We start from the raw sequence: 18,752 nt of genomic DNA, 5'->3' as shown, positions 1-18,752 counted from the left end.
CTTTCGGCGCTCGCGGCCGCAGCATCGACGTTTGTCGTACTCACCTTGCTACCAGCTCACTGGAAGTTCGGATACGCCGTACAGTGCCGTTTCCTGGCTGAAGCGCACCTCGTCCAACTCAACAGCAAGCCGCAAGTTCGGGATCCTGCGGATCAAGGTGTCGATCGCCACCTCCATCTCGAGCTTTGCGAGATGTTGCCCGAGGCATCGGTGTATCCCATAGCCCAACGACACGTTGCCGCTGCTTCCTCTCCGCAGATCGAGCGTCTCGGGAGATTCGAACCACTCGGGATCGAAGTTCGCAGCCGGCAGGTAGCAGAGAACCGCCTCGCCTGCCTTGATCGACTGTCCGCCGATCTCGGTGTCCTCCACCGCGACTCGCGGTAACCCCGTGTGGTGGATGGTCATGTAGCGGAGCAACTCGTCGAGCCCGTTCGAAATCAGCGAGGGATCGTGCCGCAATGCCGCCAGCTGCTCAGGGTGAAAGAAGAGGGCGGCGATGCCCATCGCAATCGCCGTCGCGGCTGGGTCGTAGTTGCCGACCAGCAGCAGACGCGCCATGGCGATGATCTCGTCGCGAGTGAGCTCGCCGCTTCGCTCGGCGACGAGCCTACTGAGCAGGTCGTCGCCTGGCTGGCCGGCCTTGTGTTCGACCAGGTCAGTAAGGAACTGGGTCAGCTCATCGTTCGCTGCGTCGAGCTTGTCCTGACCGGCGTAGTGATTGGGAATCGTGGAGGAGACTCTGCGGAAGAAGTCTTGACCCGGAAACGGAATTCCAAGACTCATGCACGTCACCTCCGCCGCGAGCGGCTGGGCGAATTCCACCACCAGGTCGGCCGGTGGATGCTTCGCCACCATGCTGTCCACCAGACGGTCGACAACCTGCTGGATCTGCGGCCGGATCCGGCTCACAGCCTTGTGGGTGTAGTCACCGGTCACCATCGCACGCTGTCTGGAATGCTCGGGAGGATCCATCCGGACGATCGTCGGATTGTGCGCGGTGAGCTCCTCCGATCCGGGACTCACGAGAGGAAAGCCTGGCCGGCTGTTGTCGGCACTGATCCGCTCGTCGGCAAGCGCGGCGCGGACGTCCTGCTGCCGGGTCAGGAACCAGGCTTTGCTGCCGTCCCACAGGGTGATTTGGCTGATCGGCTGTTCGTCGCGTAGCTGTGCGTACCGAAGCGGCGGACCGAACGGCGTCGCGCCACCACGAGCCGCGCGATAGTCAAAGACCGCTGTCATGTGAGCCTCCTGTCTCGTATCGACCAGCATTGCGGTCGCTCCAGCCCGCTGCATCTCTGGAATTGCGACAGTCCGACCGGTCGCGGATGCCGGCGCCGGCGCCGAGCAACCGTAGAGGTGCCCGATCCCGGATGGCCGACCAGTCTCAGGCCCTTGGTATCCAGTGCTTCGCGAACGATGGAGATTCACATGGGAGACGAAGCGAAGATCAGAATCACTGCGTGGCTGACGGATCCCCGCCTGCTGAGCGAGGCGCCCGACGCGGACGTGGCTGAATCCGCAGCCGCGGAGTTCAATACCGCACACCCCGGCTACCAGGTCGAGATCAGTACTCACGATTTTCGTACGCTGCCGGAAGAGGTAGCCCGGGCAGCAGAGCGCGGCGAAGCGCCCGACATCGCGGAATACCACTTCGACTCCACCCGGGCCGCCATGGACACGCTGGGACCCGATGGGAAGCCTCTGTACACGCCCTTCGACCAGGCTGTCGCAGGGCGAACGGAGATCCTCGGTGAGCCAGTGGTGCTCGACGACATGGTGCCGGTGGTCCGCGACTACTTTCGTCATGCGGGCGAGCTGATGGCGATGCCCCGAAGCGCCTCCGCACCGGTGCTCTTCGCCAACATGGATATCCTCGCCCACGCGGGCGTGGCCGAACCGCCGCGCACCTGGCGCGAGGTGACGGCGGCCTGCCAGGCAGTCGCGAAGCTGCCCGGTGGCCCGAATCACGGCATCACCTGGCCGAACTTTCCCTGGTTCTTCCAGCAGGCGGTTGCGCAGCAGGGCGGGCTGATCGCGGATCACGACAACGGACGCTCCGGCCGGGCTGAGAAGGTGGAGCTGGCCTCGAGTGAGATGTTGGCCTTCGTCAGGTGGTGGCAGCGCCTCCACCAGGACGGTCATTTCCTGTACACGGGAAAGATCGGTGACTTCGAGGGTTGCTTCAACGCCTTTGAGAACGGGGAGGTAGCTCTTGTCCTCAGCTCCTCTGTCGACGCTTCGCACTTGCCGGACCGAGGTGAGAGAAACGGGTTCGCCGTCAGAGTGGGCCCAACGCCGTACAACGACGAGGTGCAGTTCGCCGGCTGCATGATGGGCGGAAACACCTGCTGGCTGGCCGGGGGTCTCAGCCCGGCCAAGCAGGACGGGGCACTCGCCTTCCTGCAGTATCTGAGTAGCCCTCGCCATGCCGCAGAGTTGGCCAAGCGTCACTTCCGCGTACCGGTCACCAGGTCGGCGATCGCTGTTCTCGAAGGGGAAGGCTGGTACCGCGAACATCCGGATCATCGGGTAGCCGCCACTCTGCTCGACACGACGGTCGGCTCACCTGCGGTGCTCGGACCTCTCCTGGGCGGCGACGCCGACATCATGGCCGAGGTCACCGGCGCGATGCACGAAGTCCTGACCGGTGAAGCTGAGCCGGCGGCCAGATTCGAGCTGGCGACCGTGCGCGCCCAGCAAATACTGAACGCCTACAACTCGTACTGCGCGGGGCCTCCCCGCCGCACCCCCCGCCCCCGCGACCTTGCTGTCCCCGGCATCTGACCGAACGCGTCGTCGAACACGATCACGACCTTCAAACTCGGCCAGGACCTGCCGTCACCCTGGCAACCGTAGAGGTGCGCCTCGTCAGAGACCTGGCCACCCTGACGGCTACAAGTACCAGGGCCTCCCATCACAAAGAGGAGCGGACTGATGCAGCATGAAAACCTGGAGTTCGGAAACATGAGCGTGGAGAACGGCACTGCAGACTGGCAGGCCGACCACAACCAAGCGCTGGCTCCGCAGGAGCGACCACAAGGCGAGATGGAGATCACCATTGCGGCCGTGGTCGCGGAGGTGATCGGTGTTCGCGCCGTGCCACGCACGGCTTCGTTGTTCGATCTCGGGCTTGATTCGCTGTCAGTGACGGTCGCCTGTGCGCGCCTGGAGCAGGCGACGGGGGTGCTGGTTCGGTTCTCTCAACTCTTCCGGACGCCAACCATCGAGCTGCTGGCAGCCTGGGTCGACACGGCTCGCGAGAAGTTGAACATCAACCACAGCAGCCCTGCCAAGACGGCCAGGCGCTCGACGGCCGAACTCGTGGCGATCACGCCCGTGCAGGCGGCAAACGTCCCGGCGGGCACCGTTGTCAAGGTCGCTTGGTGGTTCGACGGGGCTCTTGACGAGGTGGCCCTCGAAAGCGCGGCCAACGACATTCACATCCGTCATCAGGCACTGCATGCCAAGTACCTCGACGGGGTGGACCTTGGCCTGGCTGAGGTGCCGGCTGACCCGGAGGATGTGCAGTTCCACCTGCTAGGGCAGGAAGCGGACGACGCGGCCGCGAGTGACGTGTTCTGGCCAACTCTACGGAACCCGCTCCGACTCGGCGAGGGCGAGGTCTGGCGGTGTGCGCTCGTACGCAGCGGACAGACAGGGCGTACTTTGTTCGGGCTGACGGTGGACCACACAGCGTTCGACGGTCGCTCATGGGACATCTTGACGGCAGAGCTGTCTTTGGCTTACGCCGCGCGAGTGGCCGGGACGGCGCCGCACTGGCCGGACAGGACCGCCTCGCTTGCGGAGATGGCGGCCGACTTCAGGCACCAACTCGCTTCGGCCGACGCCGAAGCGCAGCGGAGATACTGGCAAAACGAGCTCGGCGAGCTGCCGGCGTGCCGGCTGCCACGGCGCCCCGACGCGCCGGAGATCCAGGCCACCGGCGCGACTGTCTGGTCGCCGCCGGGACCAGCCACGAGGCGGGAGTTCTCCATTCCGGAATCTCAGCTGCGGAGCTGGGAGGCCTACGCCCGCGCCAACGGTATGGCGACTTCGGTCGGCATCGCGGCCGCGTACGTTGCAGCGATAGTCCGGGCGGGCGCGCCGCGAGACTTCGGGCTGGAGGTTTCGATCGCGAACCTGGCGGGCGAGACGATCGACCGAACCATTACCAACCGGGTGGCCGACGTCGTGCTCCGCCCGAACGCCCCGTCGCGGTCGGGGCACAGCATCGCCCGAATGCGAGACGTGTACCACAATGCAATGGCGGAACGCGACATTCTTGTCGACCCGAAAGAACTAGGAAAGCTTCATACCGGACGCGAAGGCGGCGGAATTCCGCTCCACAAGATGGCATCCATGTTCTACAACTCCGTGCCTGACCTCAGCCTCGGGGGCATGCCAGGGACGCTCACCGCCGAGGAGGGCGGCGAACGGCGAATTCCGTTCGCTGTCATGCTTCAGGTAGTGCCGGTGCCGGAAGGTCTCGACATCGCTCTGAGCCTGCGAATTGATATGCACGACGGCGCTCTCGCCGATGACATCCGACAGCACTTCCTGGACATCATCGGCGACGGGCCGGAACGGCTCGAACTGGAGGACCTGGATGCCTCCATTGGCAGGTAGCGCCCAAGGGTTCGCGCATCAACGGATCCTCCAGGTCGGTGCGGCGAACCCCCAGGCGACGGCATTGTCGACCACGAGTGGCTCGTGGACATATCGCGAGGTGATAGACGCCGTCAGAAGGACGGCCCGGGAGCTGACCTGCCGCGGGGTCGGGCCGGAGCGGGTGGTGGCAGTCCGGGCGGAAAGGTCGCCATCGACAATCGTCGCAATGCTGGCCACCCTTCAGGCGGGCGGCGCGTATGTACCGATCGATGAAAGTATGCCACCGGACATGTTCGATGAACTAGCTGACCGGCTCGGGGTGATGGCAAGCATCAGCGGTACCGGCGGAATTGGTCTCGCTGTCCACGGCACCAGCTCGGAAGAGCCGGATATCCGTGGAGCTCAGCAGCTTGCGCCGGCCAACCTTGCCTACATCATACTGACGTCGGGTTCCACTGGCTCACCGAAAGCCGTTGGCGTTGAGCATCGCAACCTGTGGCACTCCACCATCGCCCGGGACCGGTACCAGAAGCCGCCCGAAAAGTTCCGGATCCTGATGACAATGTCACCGTCGTTCGACGGGGCTGTGTATTCCATCTACTGGACATTGATGCACGGCGGCGAATTGGTTATTCCGTCCACGGAAGAACTCCTGGACCCCATTGCGTTGGGTCAGCTGATGGCCGATCGGCCAGTCGACTATTTGAGTTGTGTGCCGTCCTTCTACAGCCTCCTCATCGACACCGTACCGCCGGAGGCGATGCAATCAGTTGTCCAGGTGGCCCTCGGCGGTGACGTGCTGACGGCCGAGCTGGTGGCACGGCATCGGCAAGCAGTACCGCGAGCGCGACTGGTCAACGAATATGGTCCGAGTGAATGTACGTTGTGGTGCACCCGGTACGAGGTACCCGATACCGATACGACCGGCGATCCGGTGCCCATCGGCCGGCCGATACCGGGTGCGACTGCTCAGGTGAGTAGCGGGCACAGTCTCGTGGCGCCGGGCAGGATCGGCGAACTGTATATCGGCGGAAATGGCGTTGGCCGAGGATACATCGGTAATCCGCGCGAGACCGCCCTGCGATTCCTTCCGGACAGGTATGGTGATCCCGGCGCCAGAGTTTATCGATCCGGAGACCTTGTGTCGCAATCAGATCAGGGTCAACTGGTGTTTCATGGACGAATCGACGACGAAGTAAAGGTCCGTGATCACCGAATCAATTTGGGCATGATCGAGGCGGCATTCCGCCGCTTGGACAATGTTCAAGATGCCGCGGTCGTGAAGGAGCGGGAGGGAGAATCCGCCTACTTGCTGGCATTTATCGTCTACTCGGACGACGAAACGGCGCGTGATGACAAAGCCGTCTTGGAGCGCGTATCCGAGATGATACCGGGCTATATGCTGCCACAACGAGTGATCAGTGTTCATCAGATACCGCGGAATGACCGAGGCAAGGTAGAAAGGCAGCGCGTACGGAGCCTGGCGGGCGAGCTAGGAGTGCGGGTCCGGACCGACCGCGAGTCTGTTGCGCAGGTCGTCATGGACATAGTCCGGAAGGCTCTCGGTCGAGAGCCATTCGGCCCGGACAGCGACCTGTTCCAGGAAGGATTGACCTCACTACACATAGCGCGGGTTGTGGCGGCGCTTGGGCATCGTTATGACCTCAGACTCAAGGGGTCTGAAATATTCGAGGTGCCAACCGTCAACGGAATGGCCGCCGTCATAGTCCAAGCAGCGGACTCGAGCAGCAGCAACCCAGGGCCGGCTGACCCGCCGGAAGGATGATCGTGAGCGACGACAGCTTTGACCGGGAGCTGACCGAGGACGCCGGGACGCAGGCCGCAATCCGGGAGATGTGTCAGCAGTCCGGACCTGGGATTGTGCTACAAAAATCGACGCAAAGATTGGAGGCGCCGTGCCGCGATTGAATCCAGTTCACGCGATCAGCTCCCTTATCCCCGAGCCCGGCCCGAGGCGCCCGTATTCGCTGGCGATTCTCATCAACACCTTCGGAAACGGGCTGCTGCTCGTGAGCATGCCGCTGTATTTCACCCGTGTCGTGGAGCTCTCGGCTGTACAGGTAGGACTTGGTCTTACCATCGCGGCGACGGTCACCCTGATGACGAGCCTCCCGCTTGGTCAGCTGGCAGACAGACGCGGCCCGCTCAAGGTGGCCAAGGCCATGCTGCTGCTCCAGTGCGCCGCGACGATCGCTTTCCTCTTCATCAACAACTTCGCCACCTTCGTAGCCGCGGCCATCGTGAATACGCTGGCCGCGAGAGCGATCGGAGCGGCCGAGGGAGCGCTGCTGCGGCGGCTGGCTGGTCAAGAAGCCGCCGGCTACCGCTCGTCGCTTCACGCGCTCACCAACGTGGGCTTGTCGCTTGGCGTCGCTTCCTGTGGTATCGCGATCCAGCTCGACACTGCGACCGCATACCGTGCGCTGATCGTTGTCGACGCGCTGACTTTCCTGGGCGCCTGGATCGTTCTGCGTCGCCTGCCACGGTACGAGCCGCTGCCGACGCCGGCCGCCGAGCCGCGCTGGGGTGTGCTGCGGGACAAGCCGTTCGCAGTGTTCGCCGTATTGATGGCCGCTTCGAGCCTGCAGTTCAGCGTGATCACACTGCTGCTACCACTGTGGGTCATCGAATACACCGATGCCCCACGCTGGTGCATCCCACTGGCTCTTGTGTTCAACACCGTCCTGGTGGTCTTGTTCCAGGTCCGCGTTGGTAGCGGTGTACAGACGATCCTCCAGGGCGGTGACGCGTGGCGGCGAGCCCATGTGGCCTTTCTCTTCAGCTGCGTCGTGATCAGCCTGGCAACCGGAGTGCCCGCCTGGGTCGCGCTGTTGATCCTGGTAGCCGGCGTCTGCCTGCACACCCTCGGCGAAATGTGGCATATGTCTTCCATTTTCGCCCTCCACCTAGGCTTCCCCCCACCCCATGCCCAAGGACAGTACGACGGCTTCCTCGGAACCATCGCTGGTCTCGGCGCCGCCGCGGCTCCGGCGGTGCTCCTCGGACCGGTCCTGGGCTTCGGCCGGCCCGGCCTGATCGGACTCGGCGTGTTCTTCGTCTTGACCGGCCTGCTGATGCCGCCCGTGGCACGGTGGGGTAAGCGGACCAGGCCGGCTCCCTCGGACAGCCCCGACGTTGAGCCCACCGCCGTGCCGGAGTGATCTGCCGGACCTTGGCCAGCTGTACTGACCAGGCCCGTCGGTCGAGATCGTGTGACGACACGAAGTAACTGTGGTTGAAAGGTGAAGACCTCCCGGCGTGGAGCGGAGCTGTAGGAACCGCTCCGACGACCGGGAGGTCTTCGGGTCCCACGCCAACGGAGCGGCCGGACCGTGTTCTGGATCAGGAAGTGTGCGCCAACCAGAAGACGATGGACACCCTGGTGCGCTCCACCTCCGCGGCAGGGTTACTGGACAAGATCGGGATCGGGCCCGACTTCAGCCTGCAACAGAAGATCGAGGTCGCCACCTGGTGTCAGGCAACGACCTCGAGCTGGTCTTCCCACCGAGCAACCTCAGTCAGCCGGCTCAGTCACGCGGACAGTTCTGATAGACCGCCAACTGCCACCGGCCTTCGCGCTTGACGAGAGTCCAGGATGCCCTGATGGCGTCCTCGTCGGACAATTCGGTCGCGCCGGCGGCCAGGACACCCCCCATCGTCAGCAACGCCACAGCGCCGTCGGCCAGCGGCTTGAGGTCGATGGGCGATCCGGTGACGGTCGTCCCCTGATAAGGCCCGGCGTAGGCGGTCGACATGAACTCCCGGATGTCGTCGCGGCCCTTCTTGTACACGCCGGGAAGGATCAGGGTCCCATCCTGCGTGAACAGATCTGCGAAGGCATCGGCGTCGTGGGCGGCCCAGGCTGCGACCATCCGAGCGGGTACGGCAGCGATCTCTGCCTGCTCGGCACCGGGAAGAGCCGGTGCGGCGGCTGCGGGGGTTTTCGTCGACATGTTTGTCTCGCTTTCGTCGAAACCGGATGGACCGCGTCAGCATCACTGCTGGGTAGCGGAAAGGAGGACGGGCAACTCGCTGCGGCCATTCATGATGAAGGTGTTCTGTGGCTTGACCTCCTCCACCCCGACGGCGAGGGCAAGGTCGGGAAAGCGCTCGAACAGCGCGGGAACCGCCGTCCCCGTTTCCAGCAGGCCGAGGCGCATCCCGAGGCAGACATACATGCCGTGCCCGAAGGCCAGATGCTTCTTGTCCGGCCGGGCGATATCGAAGGAGCCGGCGGTCGCTCCATGAATGGCGGGATCGCGGCCCATCGCGGCGAAATTCACCAGGACCGGATCCCCGGCCGGTATCGTCACGTCGCCGAGCTGAACGTCTTCGACGGCAAAACGAAAGGGCATATGCGCCACCGGTGCATCCATCCGGAGGGTTTCCTCGATGGCGTCCTGCCACGATGCCTGGCCGGCATCGATCAGTTGCCGTTGGCCCGGATTGGCGAGCAGCGCGAGGATCGAGTTGGTCACCAGATTCGTCACCGGCTCCGTACCGGTGCCCAGCAGGAACAACAGCGTGCCGATCAACTCGCCGTCTTCCAGCCCCGAACCGTCTTCTCCGTCCTGCGCACCGATCAGGTCGGAGGTAAGGTCGTCTGCCGGCGTACGGCGCTTGGCCGCCACCAGTGCGGCCATCTCCTGCAGTACCAGACCGATACTCGCCGCTTCCTCCTCCTCGGTCATGGTCGTGTCGACCTGCGCCTCACCTCCCCGCAGAATGGTCTGCCGGGCCTCGGCGGGTACGCCGATCAGCTCGAAGATCACCTCGGCGGCGAGCGGATGCGCGTACCTGGACTTCAGATCCACGATCGCACCGGGCGGGCTGCCGGCCAGGTCCTCCAGCAGACTCGCAACAGACTTCTTGATGGTCGCCCGCATCGCCTCGACCCGTCGCGGGGTGAACGCCCTGGCCACCAGTCGGCGCAGACGAGTATGAGCGCTCCCGTAGGTTGTGCCCATGTTCTCCATCAGCGCCCAGCTGATGAGTGGGAACTGCGGATCGATCTGGCCGTTGACGAAGGCAGTCCAGTGCCGGCGCCCGTCCTTGGAGAACCGGCGATCGCCCAGTACCTGCCGACCGGCTTCGTAGCCGGTGATCGACCATGCTCGGACCCCCTGAGGGAGCTCGACCCGACCGACTGGCCCGTGCTCTCGAATTCGCTCGCCCTCGGCGTGGATATCCGCACCAGTCATGTCGATGACGACTGGAGACCTGTCCTCCATGGCAACTTCCTTAGCGTCTCAGTTGGGCAGACCGGGTCAGCGCGACAGCGAGCGGGCGAAGGTGCGGATATCGCCGACCAGAAGTTCGGGCTGTTCCAGCGCCGCGAAGTGACCGCCGCGGTCGAACTCTGTCCAGTGGGTGAGGGTCGGCATGATCTGTTCGGCGAAGCGGCGTACCGGCCGTACTGCGTCCTTGGGGAAGGACGCGACTCCCACCGGCATCGCCAGCGGCCACGGCCCGGCCCAGGTCTGGACGAAGTCGGCGTCCAGGTGACTGGATTCGTAGTACAGCTGGGCGCTGGATCCTGCCGTCGCCGTGAGCCAGTAGATCGTGACCGCGGTCAGGATGTGGTCGCGGCTGATGGCGTCTTCAGGCACCTTCGCCGAGTCGGTCCATTCCTTGTACTTCTCGACGATCCAGGCAAGTTGCCCGACCGGCGAGTCCGTCAGCGCGTAGGACAGCGTCTGCGGACGGGTCGACTGAATCCGCTGCCAGCCCGTTCCGTCCTGCATGAAGTGACCGGTGAACTCCAGCCGGGCCAGGTCGGCTTCACCCAGGCCGGCCATGGCCGCCGGATCCGGCGGCGGGAAGGCCACACACATGTTGAGGTGAACGCCGGCGACATGCTCAGGGTCGGCCAGGCCGAGTCGCAGGGAGATCGGCATTCCCCAGTCGCCGCCTTGAACGGCGTACCGGTCGTAGCCGAGGCGGTGCATGAGTTCCTTCCAGGCCTTGGCGACCCGGCCGGTGTCCCAGCCCACCTGGCCGGTCGGACCGGAGAAGGCGTACCCGGGAATCGACGGGATGACCAGGTGGAAGGCGTCGGCAGCATCGCCGCCATGCGCGACGGGATCGGTCAGCGGCCCGATGACATCGAGGAACTCGGCCACGGTGCCCGGCCAGCCGTGCGTCAGGATGAGCGGCATCGCCCCGGCCTCGGCCGACCGGACATGCAGGAAATGCACGTTCGTGCCGTCGATGTCGCTGACGAACTGCGAGTGCTGGTTCAGCCGCGCCTCGGCAGCCCGCCAGTCGAAGCTGGTACGCCAGTACTCGGTCAGCTCTTTGAGGTACTCCAACGGCACCCCACGATTCCAGCCCACGCCGGGAATCTCGTCCGGCCAGCGAACACCCACCAGCCTGCGCTTCAGATCATCGAGCTCGGACTGCGGAACACCGATGCGGTATGGACGCATCTGACACCTCCGGCTAATCGCGGACCGCCTGCAGCGGCGTAGGGGTGGCTACCCGGCGGCCGGATCGCCGCAACGTGCGGAGGATCTTGCCGGGACGAAGGAGAGCCGTCGGCTCGTCGATCAGCCCGGCAACCCTCATGAAGGCATTGGTGAGGCTCGCGTCGTGGACGGCTGCCCGCTGGAGCCTTGCGATGTAGGCGTTGATCATCCGGACCTTGGCGGTCCGGTTGCCCTCCACGCCCGCATAGCCGAGGTCCGCGGTCGCCGCGAAGTCCCACGGCGAATCGACCTGGCGGGAGATCTCGGCGAAGAACTCGCGGGGCGGCGGCACCGGCGTTCTGGCGAGTTGCTCGGCAAGGATGCGGGACTCGATGGCGGCGACGGCCATGCCCTGTGCGTACACGGGGTTGAAGCTGCAGACCGCGTCTCCGATCACCAGAAGGGCTTCGGGGAACCTGGTCAGCAGTTCGTAGCGACGGCGGACGCTGGCCGGGAACCGGTACGTCACCGCGTCGTCGATCGGCTCCGCCTCGCACACGGACTCGTAGATCTCCGGCACCGGCAGCGATCGGACGAACTCGAGGAACGCGTCCGGGTCAGTCGGCGGATAGTCGCCGAGTACGCCGGTGAGCGACAACTCGACCCGGCCGTCCTCGCCGGGAAGCCGGTAATAGAAGGCGCCCCTCGGATGCGAGGGGGTAGCCGCCGCGATGATGGCGATATCGCTGCCGAACGGATCGCGAGGTACCCGGTAGTGGCGCGTGGTGTAGGCGAGGTCGACCTTCACCAGGTCCTCGGCCGGCCGGGCATAGCCGAGTTCCTCGAGCCAGACCGGCGTCCGTGATCCCCTGCCGGTGGCGTCGATCACCAGGTCGGCACGCAGTACCTCGGGGTCCGAACCGATGTCGCGGGACTGCACGCGCACACCGGTGACTCGAGCCGCGTCGGGCGTTGTCTCCAACCCGACGATGTCGTACCGCTCGAGGAACCGCACGTTGCGGACCTTCGCCACGCGGCCGCGCACGATCCGCTCGATGACAGGTCGGGTGCAGGGCACCGAGAGCAGACCCGTCCGGGCCGGTCGCAACCGCAGTCCGTTGAAGTACCAGCGAATGTCCCCGCTGAAGTCACCCGGCCGGACGCCGGCGGCTTCCATCTCGGTCAGCAGACCGGGGAACTGTTTCTCCAGGATTTGCTGGCCTCGGGCAACCAGGCCGTGGGCATGCCGGCCGTGCGGCACGCCGCGCCGCGGGCCCATCACTCCGGTCAGCTCGTCGCGATCCACCACGAGCACTTCGGAGTACACCTCGCTGAGCACATTGGCGGCCAGCAGGCCGGCCAGGCTGCCGCCAAGGACAACCGCGCGGCGAACGGTCTCTTCAGGCATCGCGACCTCTTCCTACTCTGCGGGCCAGACCCAGAATCAGCATGGACGAGGCCGGCGGAGCGAACTTCTTTCGCTGTGCTGCGGAATAGGCCCCGCCCGCCCACTTAGCGGAAGGCACGATCCGAGAAGGAACTCGCTCGTGGGCCACCAAGGATGGTCGTAGGTGCAGATCGAGCGGTTGAGGAGCGGCATGACGCATTCCGACGACGAGCAGATACTCCGGCGGCTCAGCCCCGGCGACGCCGATCCGATTCTGGTGGCCGACTTCCAGGCGATGTCGATGGCGCCGCGCTTGAGCGAGATGCTCAGCGAGCGCGTTCGAGGCAGGGCCGTGTTTCAGATCGACCCGATCGGAGCGCTCTCCGCGGACCATCTGTATGCGCCGCTGCCGGAGCTGGCTGGGGCCTGCGCAGGCGAGTTCTCGAGCTCCGGCGCGGATCGCGGCCGAGTGCTCGTCGTAGGGCACTGCAGCGCTGCGCCGCTGGCCCTCCACGTCGCGGACCTGCTGGCGCCGGCCCGCTCGGTGACCGCTGTACTGGTGAACCCGACGTGGCCCGACGACGATCACCTGACGGCGAAGTTCTTTGAGTTCCTTACCAGGTTCGGCCCGGCCACCCGCCCGGCCCCGGACCTGGATGCCGACCCCTGCCTGGTCGTCTCGGCGATGGAGCAGGTCTTCCGTGACGAGATCGCTGCCCTGGCCGCCAGCAAGGGCCTCAGCAGCTCAGCAGGCGTCTTCTCGGACCTGATTGTCTGGTACCGCGCCTGGCTGGCTTTCCTGCTGGCCGGCCGGAACGACACGACGACAGAGCGGACCGCCGCGCAGGCGGCCGTGACGGTGCTGTCCGACTCCCCCTCGACAGTCACTGTGCCCGGCCTGAGCAAGAGTGCCTTTCCGCTGCGGGAGCTACCGCCACAACCAGTCGGCACCGTCACACCCGAGTTGGCTGAGCTCGTCGCCGCGCACATCGCGCGGTGTTAGGCAGCAGGCCAGGCAGGACTACCCGCGTGATGGCTCGAGCAGGCCTCGACCTCGCTTACAGCTGACCCCATCACCTCTCGAGTTCACCAGTGCACAGTTTTAGCTGATCGCGTCCGTCCACGTGATCTGTCCGCCTACGGGAGGCTCCAGTGAACAGTGCTATCAAAAGTGCCATAGCGCGAATCTGGGAAGACTACAGCGAGCCGTTGTCGCTCAATGAGATCGCGAAAAGCGCGATTCTCAGCCGATTTCATTTCTCCAGGGTATTTCGCGAGGCTACCTGGGTCTCGCCGGGAAGGTACCTCTCGGCGGTCCGCATCTACCAAGCCAAGCGTCTGCTTGCCACCACGAAGCTGAGCGTCACAGATATATCGCTGGCGGTCGGCTACAACAGTCTGGGCTCGTTCACCAATCACTTCACCGACTCCGTGGGCGCGTCGCCCAGCCGATTCCGGCGCATGTGGCTGGAAGGTATGCGCGAAACACCGCGGGCTGAGACCCCGGCGCCGTCCGAGTCCGGCACCGTCACCGGCACCGTCACCCTGCCGCCCGAGTACGCGGCGGCCAGGGTCTACGTCGGTGCCTTCCAGACGCCGATCATCCAGCGCCGACCGGTGTCGTGGACCGTTGTCGAGGCGGCAGCCGGCGAAACGACACGGTACTGCCTGCCTGATGTCACCCCCGGGCTGTGGTACATCAGGGCCGTCGCAACGGCGGACAGCGCCGACCCGGAACCATGGACCCGGCGCTCTCTCCTACTGGGCGGCGTCGATCCGGTCACTGTGATCGACAAGTCCACCAATATCGTCGGCATCGCCTTGCGGCCCAGGCGCGAGACCGACCTGCCTGTCCTTTACGCAGTGCCCGATCTGGAACCCCGAGGCCGGCGCGATCCGGCACAGTACGAGCCGGGCTACCAGACCAGGCCAAGCCTCGCTGCAGGACAGGTGCCCTGGCGCAGGTAGTGCGAGGCGAGCAACCGGCCGGGTCCGTCTCCGCGACGCCTTGCGAGCGTCGACGGAGGCGGACCCGGCGGGTCTATCGCCTGGCGAACTGGCCGGGTCGGCGTCCCGGCCCGGCCGGCCCGCGGTAAGCCTGAGCGATGTCGAGCCAGCCGTCAGCTTCCTCGCCCTGCGCGGTCAGTGCCAGATCGTCGCGGTGCCGGCGGCGGCTGACCAGCAACGCGAAGTCGGCGGCCGATCCGGTCACCCGCTGGGTCGCGTCGGCCGGCCCGAACTCCCAGACCACGCCCGAAGGGCCGGTCAACTCGACGTGGAACTCCTCGGTCGGCGCCGTCAACCCGTGCGCGTGATAGCCGAAATCGCGAGTACGGAAACCGAACCAGGCCAGGTGGCCGATCCGGTCGGTCAGCTCGCGAGTGCGCCCGACCGCGTCGGCGATGTCCTGACCATGGCCGAACAGTTCCATCATGCCGGCCGCGGCCAGGACCGACGGGGGCAACGGGTTGACCAGCCAGGGAACGGTGGCAGTCGGCTTTACGGCGGCGAGGGCCTTGGCTGCGGCGTTGCGCTCATCTCGCCACTTGTCGACCAGCACCCCGGTGGTCAGCTCCAGGTAGGCGGCCAGGGCGGCCTCTATCGCGCCCTGGAAGTCACGCTTGGCGTCGGCCGTGTGAGCGGCGAAGGCCTCCGGATCGCTGGCCGACAGGAGGGCCAGGTTGGCCACGAAGGCCAGGTGGGCGATCTGGTGCTTGACCGTCCAGCCAGGCGCCGGGGTGGCCGTGTCCCACTGGGCCTGGCTCAGGCCGGCCACCAACGTCTCGATATCGTTGCCGTCAGCAATCAGATCGTCGTACACGCTCGTCGGGTTGGTCATCGTTCCTCCAGATGATTGGCCTAAACGGACAGGGACCGGCCGGCCGGCGCGGCCGGCGGCAGCGACCCGAGGTAGCGCACGTCGACACCGCGGGCCCGGGCTGCCTCGACGATGTTCGGTACGGCGCGCTCGGCGATCGCCGCGATGGTGAACGCCGGGTTGACCGTCAGCGCCCCGGGCACGGCCGAACCGTCGGTGACGAAGATTCCCCGGTGGCCGCGCAACTCGTTCGTGTCGTCCAGCGCCGAGGTCAGCGGGTCGTCGCCCATCCGGCACGAGGCCAGCGGATGCACGGTGTACGCGCCGATGACCTCGTTGGTCCACGGCATCACCCGGGACAGGCCGTCGCGCTCCATGATGTCGCGGACGTCCGCGTCGGCCAGGTCCCATCCATGCCGGGTATTGGCCGACGGGACATAGCGCAGGTTGCCGCGGCTGAGCATCTGCATCGAAATGCGATCGGCGTTGCCGGTCTGCGGTGGTGGACCGAAGACGCCTTCGTTGTCGTCCTCGGACATGATGAAGATGGTCAGCCAGGACTGCCAGCGGCGCAGGATCTCCTTCTTCTCGGCCCCGAACCAGCTCGGGCCCTTGGCGTCGGGTACCTGGGCGAGAATCGTGCCGAACCCCGGCGGGAAGTAGAGCTGCTCCAGCGAGTAGCGGCTGAACTCGGGCAGCGAACCGTCCAGGCGGTCCCAGCTCGCGGCGGACGGTCCCCGGCCGATCTGGTTGGCCGCGTAGGCCAGGCCGTCTCCCCGGTCCAGGCCCAGGACATCGCGGACCTTGTCCTCGTTGAGGATGGCCGTGTTGAGCCGTTCGCCGTTGCCGGAGAAGTAGCGCCCGACCGCGGGCGGCATCGCCCCGAGGCCCGCCTCGGACCGCTGCAGGATGACCGGCGTCGCGGCCGCACCAGCAGCAACCACGACGACTTTCGCCTCGATCACCCCGGCATCGACCTGCACCCGGTAGTCGACCGGGTCGACCACTGTGTAGTGCACCCGGTAGTTGCCCTCATCAGACCGCTCGATGCGCTGTACTTCGTGCAGTGGCCGCACCTGAGCCCCATGGTCGACCGCAGCCGGCAGGTAGTTGAGCAGCAGCGACCGCTTCGCGTCGAACTTGCAGCCGGACATCATCCAGTTGCAGTTGGTGCACAGCTCGGTGTCGATCGCGGCCGAGACCGGATTGGCCGTCCGGCCGGCGTGATTGCAGGCCGCCGCGAACACACCCCCGGCGTACGTGACGTCGTCCCACCCGCCCTGGGTGATGGGCATGGCCTCGGCCACCCGGTCGTACCAGGGGTCCAGCACCTCGCGGGTGATCGACTTGGGCCACATCCGCCGGCCGACGCTGCCCTGCCGCTCGAAGACGAACCCCGGGGCCCGGGGCATCGCCGCGAAGTAGACGACGCTGCCGCCGCCGACGCAGTTGCCGCCCAGCACGTTCATCCCGTCGCCCATGGTGAACTCGAACACCCGGGTCGACGACGAACCGAACTTGAAGTCGTGCTCGAACTCGTCCGCGGTCAGCCATGGACCCCGTTCCAGGACGACGACCGAGGCGCCGCCGGCCGCCAGGTGATAAGCGGGAATCGCGCCGCCGAAGCCGCTGCCGATGACCAGCACATCGGTCCGTTCGTTGGCTGTCACTGCGGATCTCCTGTCGGGGTGGTCCGCGGGTGGAGCGCGGCGAGGGCACGGCCATAGGAAAACCTGGGAAAGCGCCACAGTCCGTCGGGCTCCGGCGGCATGAACCCCATCGTGGTCAGGCCCGGATGGCCCGCGGCGATGGCATCGGCTGTGTTCAGATGGGCGCCGGTGTCCCAGGCCATCGTGCTGAACATGGCCAGCGCGACCCACAGCTCCCGCTCCGGGTGCCCCGGCGCCAGCAACTCCTGAGCCAGGGCGATCCGGTCGTCGAATTCCAGCGCCACAAAGGGCGGTACGGCCGGATCGGGGTCGAGGCCGATCCGGGCCGTGTAGTCGGAGGCGTGCCCGTTGAGCCCCTCCGCCAGGCTGTCCAGGGCGCCGGCCAGGCCGCCCTCCGGTGAGATCATCAACTCGATGGCTCCGGAGGCGACCGCGCCGCCGCCGTTTACCGCACCGGCCACCGCGCGATCGGTCGGACCGCGCCGTTCGCCGGGGATGACGGTGTCGGCGTACGCCTCCAGTGTCATCACCTGGTCGGCCGAGAGCCCTTCGAAATCGTCCACAGACCTTTCCTTACGGCCGCGGTGTGTCGAACAGGGTGGGGAATCGCGTGGTGAGGCCCAGGTCGCCGCGGGCCTTCATCCGGCCCCGCAGGAACAGCAACTTGGCATTCGCGTTGCCGGTGACCATTCGCAAGAAGTCGACCGGGCCAAGGGTCAGAGTCAGCCGGGGCGTGCGGGCCGGCTCCGGCGACACGACCAGCGTTCCCTGCGTGATGACCAGCTCCAGCGTGTCGGTACCGCCGTCAGGGCGTCCGGTCACCTTCCAGTGCACGACCGCCTCGAGGTCGCCCGCCCGGTCTGCCAGGAAGACCGCCGGCAGGTCCTCGACGATGTCGGCCACGATCGACGCACGGCGCGGCGACTGCATCAGGTCCAGCAGCTCACCACCGGAGGCAGCCTTGACCTGTCGGGCGAAGGCGAGTCGGTCGTCAAGGGGGCTCATGTCGACTGGGCTCATGGGGCGAAACTCCTGTCAGCTAACGGGTTCTGGCGGCCGGAGCGCGCCGTAGCCGGCCGCGACGACCATCTGCGCCACGGCGGCGTACTGGCTGCTGTCCCGGCCGGCCAGGGTTCCCAGCCCATCGACGTACCGGTTGAACATGCAGAACGCCGCAGCGATCAGCACCGTGTCGTGGATCTCGACATCGGTCGCTCCAGCTTCCTTGGCCTGATTCACCAACGCCTCGGTCACCCGCCGTCCGTCCTGCTGTACGGCGGCGGCGATGCGCAGCAGGGCCTTCAGCTGCTCGGAGATCGGGGCCGACTCGGGATCGCGGAGAACCTGGGCCACCAGGTCCGAACCGCCCGGTAACTGCGCCGCCGCGAAGGCCGAGTGCGAGCCGCGACAGAAGGTGCACTGGTTGAGGCCGGACACGTACGCCGCGATCAGCTCACGATCGCCGCGGGACAAGGAGTTCGGCTCGAACAGCAGCGCATTGGCCAGATCGTTCAGCGGTCCCGCGGTCTCCGGCCGGAAGGCCAGCAGTCCGGTGATTCCCGGCAGTCGGGTCTCGTCGATTCCCAAATCGATGTGCGCCACGGGTTGCACCATCCTTCAGCGGGCGTCGCCGACCGACGCGTTGCCCACGACAGTGGCACGCCGCTGGTGGGCGGGCCTCTTCCAGCATGCCGTCCGCCTAGGCCTCATCGCCGGAGCCTGCAGGTGGTTCCTCGAGCACCTGGGAAACACGTGTTGGTGGAAGTACCAGACGTCCTAGCGGTCGCCGCGATCTACAGCACGCAGGGATCTGTCGTGGACACCTCCCGGATGCCATT

General features: G+C 66.1%; 16 protein-coding genes. 6 read left to right on the top strand and 10 right to left on the bottom strand.

What is annotated here, in order from left to right; all coding sequences use genetic code 11:
• Positions 1-48 precede the first annotated feature (48 nt).
• On the bottom strand, positions 49-1,242 hold the full coding sequence (locus G3I17_RS18250) for a cytochrome P450 (protein WP_164597755.1): 1,194 nt from the start codon (positions 1,240-1,242) through the stop codon (positions 49-51).
• A gap of 189 nt (positions 1,243-1,431) precedes the next feature.
• Here G3I17_RS18250 and G3I17_RS18245 point away from each other — a divergent pair, with 189 nt between their 5' ends.
• The 4 genes from G3I17_RS18245 (at position 1,432) to G3I17_RS18230 (ending at position 7,793) form a co-directional block, all read left to right on the top strand.
• Positions 1,432-2,787, top strand: a complete 1,356-nt coding sequence (locus G3I17_RS18245; protein WP_164597753.1) for an extracellular solute-binding protein — start codon at positions 1,432-1,434, stop codon at positions 2,785-2,787.
• A gap of 150 nt (positions 2,788-2,937) precedes the next feature.
• Entirely contained in the window at positions 2,938-4,629 is a 1,692-nt protein-coding gene (locus G3I17_RS18240; RefSeq protein ID WP_164597751.1) for a condensation domain-containing protein, read from the top strand.
• A complete protein-coding gene (locus G3I17_RS18235; protein WP_343238344.1) occupies positions 4,541-6,397 on the top strand; it encodes a non-ribosomal peptide synthetase in 1,857 nt (618 codons plus the stop codon). Before G3I17_RS18240 ends, G3I17_RS18235 begins: the two co-directional genes overlap by 89 nt.
• 130 nt (positions 6,398-6,527) lie before the next feature.
• Positions 6,528-7,793 (top strand): MFS transporter, encoded by a 1,266-nt coding sequence (locus G3I17_RS18230; protein WP_164597738.1) that lies wholly within the window; start codon positions 6,528-6,530, stop codon positions 7,791-7,793.
• Between the two features lie 366 nt (positions 7,794-8,159).
• Here the strand turns inward: G3I17_RS18230 and G3I17_RS18225 are convergent, their stop codons facing one another.
• The 4 genes from G3I17_RS18225 to G3I17_RS18210 form a co-directional block, all read right to left on the bottom strand.
• On the bottom strand, positions 8,160-8,585 hold the full coding sequence (locus tag G3I17_RS18225; protein ID WP_164597736.1) for an SgcJ/EcaC family oxidoreductase: 426 nt from the start codon (positions 8,583-8,585) through the stop codon (positions 8,160-8,162).
• A gap of 42 nt (positions 8,586-8,627) precedes the next feature.
• Complete coding sequence (locus tag G3I17_RS18220) at positions 8,628-9,608, bottom strand: cytochrome P450 (protein ID WP_239062648.1); 981 nt, start codon at positions 9,606-9,608, stop codon at positions 8,628-8,630.
• Positions 9,609-9,899: 291 nt separating this feature from the next.
• Positions 9,900-11,060: an epoxide hydrolase family protein gene (locus tag G3I17_RS18215; protein WP_164597724.1), complete on the bottom strand. Its 1,161-nt coding sequence runs from the start codon at positions 11,058-11,060 to the stop codon at positions 9,900-9,902.
• A 13-nt stretch (positions 11,061-11,073) separates the two neighbouring features.
• Positions 11,074-12,447 (bottom strand): FAD-dependent monooxygenase, encoded by a 1,374-nt coding sequence (locus G3I17_RS18210; RefSeq protein ID WP_164597722.1) that lies wholly within the window; start codon positions 12,445-12,447, stop codon positions 11,074-11,076.
• 190 nt (positions 12,448-12,637) lie between these two features.
• Between G3I17_RS18210 and G3I17_RS18205 the strand changes: the two genes are divergently transcribed.
• Both G3I17_RS18205 and G3I17_RS18200 read left to right on the top strand, forming a co-directional pair.
• Positions 12,638-13,429, top strand: a complete 792-nt coding sequence (locus tag G3I17_RS18205; RefSeq protein ID WP_164597720.1) for an alpha/beta fold hydrolase — start codon at positions 12,638-12,640, stop codon at positions 13,427-13,429.
• 149 nt (positions 13,430-13,578) lie between these two features.
• Positions 13,579-14,394 (top strand): helix-turn-helix transcriptional regulator, encoded by an 816-nt coding sequence (locus G3I17_RS18200; protein WP_164597718.1) that lies wholly within the window; start codon positions 13,579-13,581, stop codon positions 14,392-14,394.
• Positions 14,395-14,467: 73 nt separating this feature from the next.
• Here G3I17_RS18200 and G3I17_RS18195 read toward each other — a convergent pair whose 3' ends face one another.
• From G3I17_RS18195 to G3I17_RS18175, 5 genes are read right to left on the bottom strand one after another with little or no spacing between them, the layout of a single operon-like run.
• Positions 14,468-15,265 (bottom strand): TIGR03084 family metal-binding protein, encoded by a 798-nt coding sequence (locus tag G3I17_RS18195; protein ID WP_164597715.1) that lies wholly within the window; start codon positions 15,263-15,265, stop codon positions 14,468-14,470.
• A gap of 20 nt (positions 15,266-15,285) precedes the next feature.
• Positions 15,286-16,914: a GMC family oxidoreductase N-terminal domain-containing protein gene (locus G3I17_RS18190; RefSeq protein ID WP_164597713.1), complete on the bottom strand. Its 1,629-nt coding sequence runs from the start codon at positions 16,912-16,914 to the stop codon at positions 15,286-15,288.
• The gene (locus tag G3I17_RS18185) at positions 16,911-17,441 is read right to left on the bottom strand and encodes a DUF5987 family protein (RefSeq protein WP_164597943.1); all 531 of its coding nucleotides are present in this window, start codon (positions 17,439-17,441) and stop codon (positions 16,911-16,913) included. The genes G3I17_RS18190 and G3I17_RS18185 overlap by 4 nt, the downstream gene beginning before the upstream one ends.
• A gap of 46 nt (positions 17,442-17,487) precedes the next feature.
• Complete coding sequence (locus tag G3I17_RS18180) at positions 17,488-17,934, bottom strand: SCP2 sterol-binding domain-containing protein (protein WP_164597711.1); 447 nt, start codon at positions 17,932-17,934, stop codon at positions 17,488-17,490.
• Between the two features lie 15 nt (positions 17,935-17,949).
• A complete protein-coding gene (locus G3I17_RS18175; protein ID WP_164597709.1) occupies positions 17,950-18,516 on the bottom strand; it encodes a peroxidase-related enzyme in 567 nt (188 codons plus the stop codon).
• Positions 18,517-18,752 lie beyond the last annotated feature (236 nt).

The sequence above is a fragment of the Streptomyces sp. SID13031 genome (genome assembly GCF_010548305.1).
Taxonomy (GTDB): domain Bacteria; phylum Actinomycetota; class Actinomycetes; order Propionibacteriales; family Kribbellaceae; genus Kribbella.
Note: the sequence above shows the minus strand (reverse complement) of the source record. Positions and strands in the feature narration are given on the sequence as shown.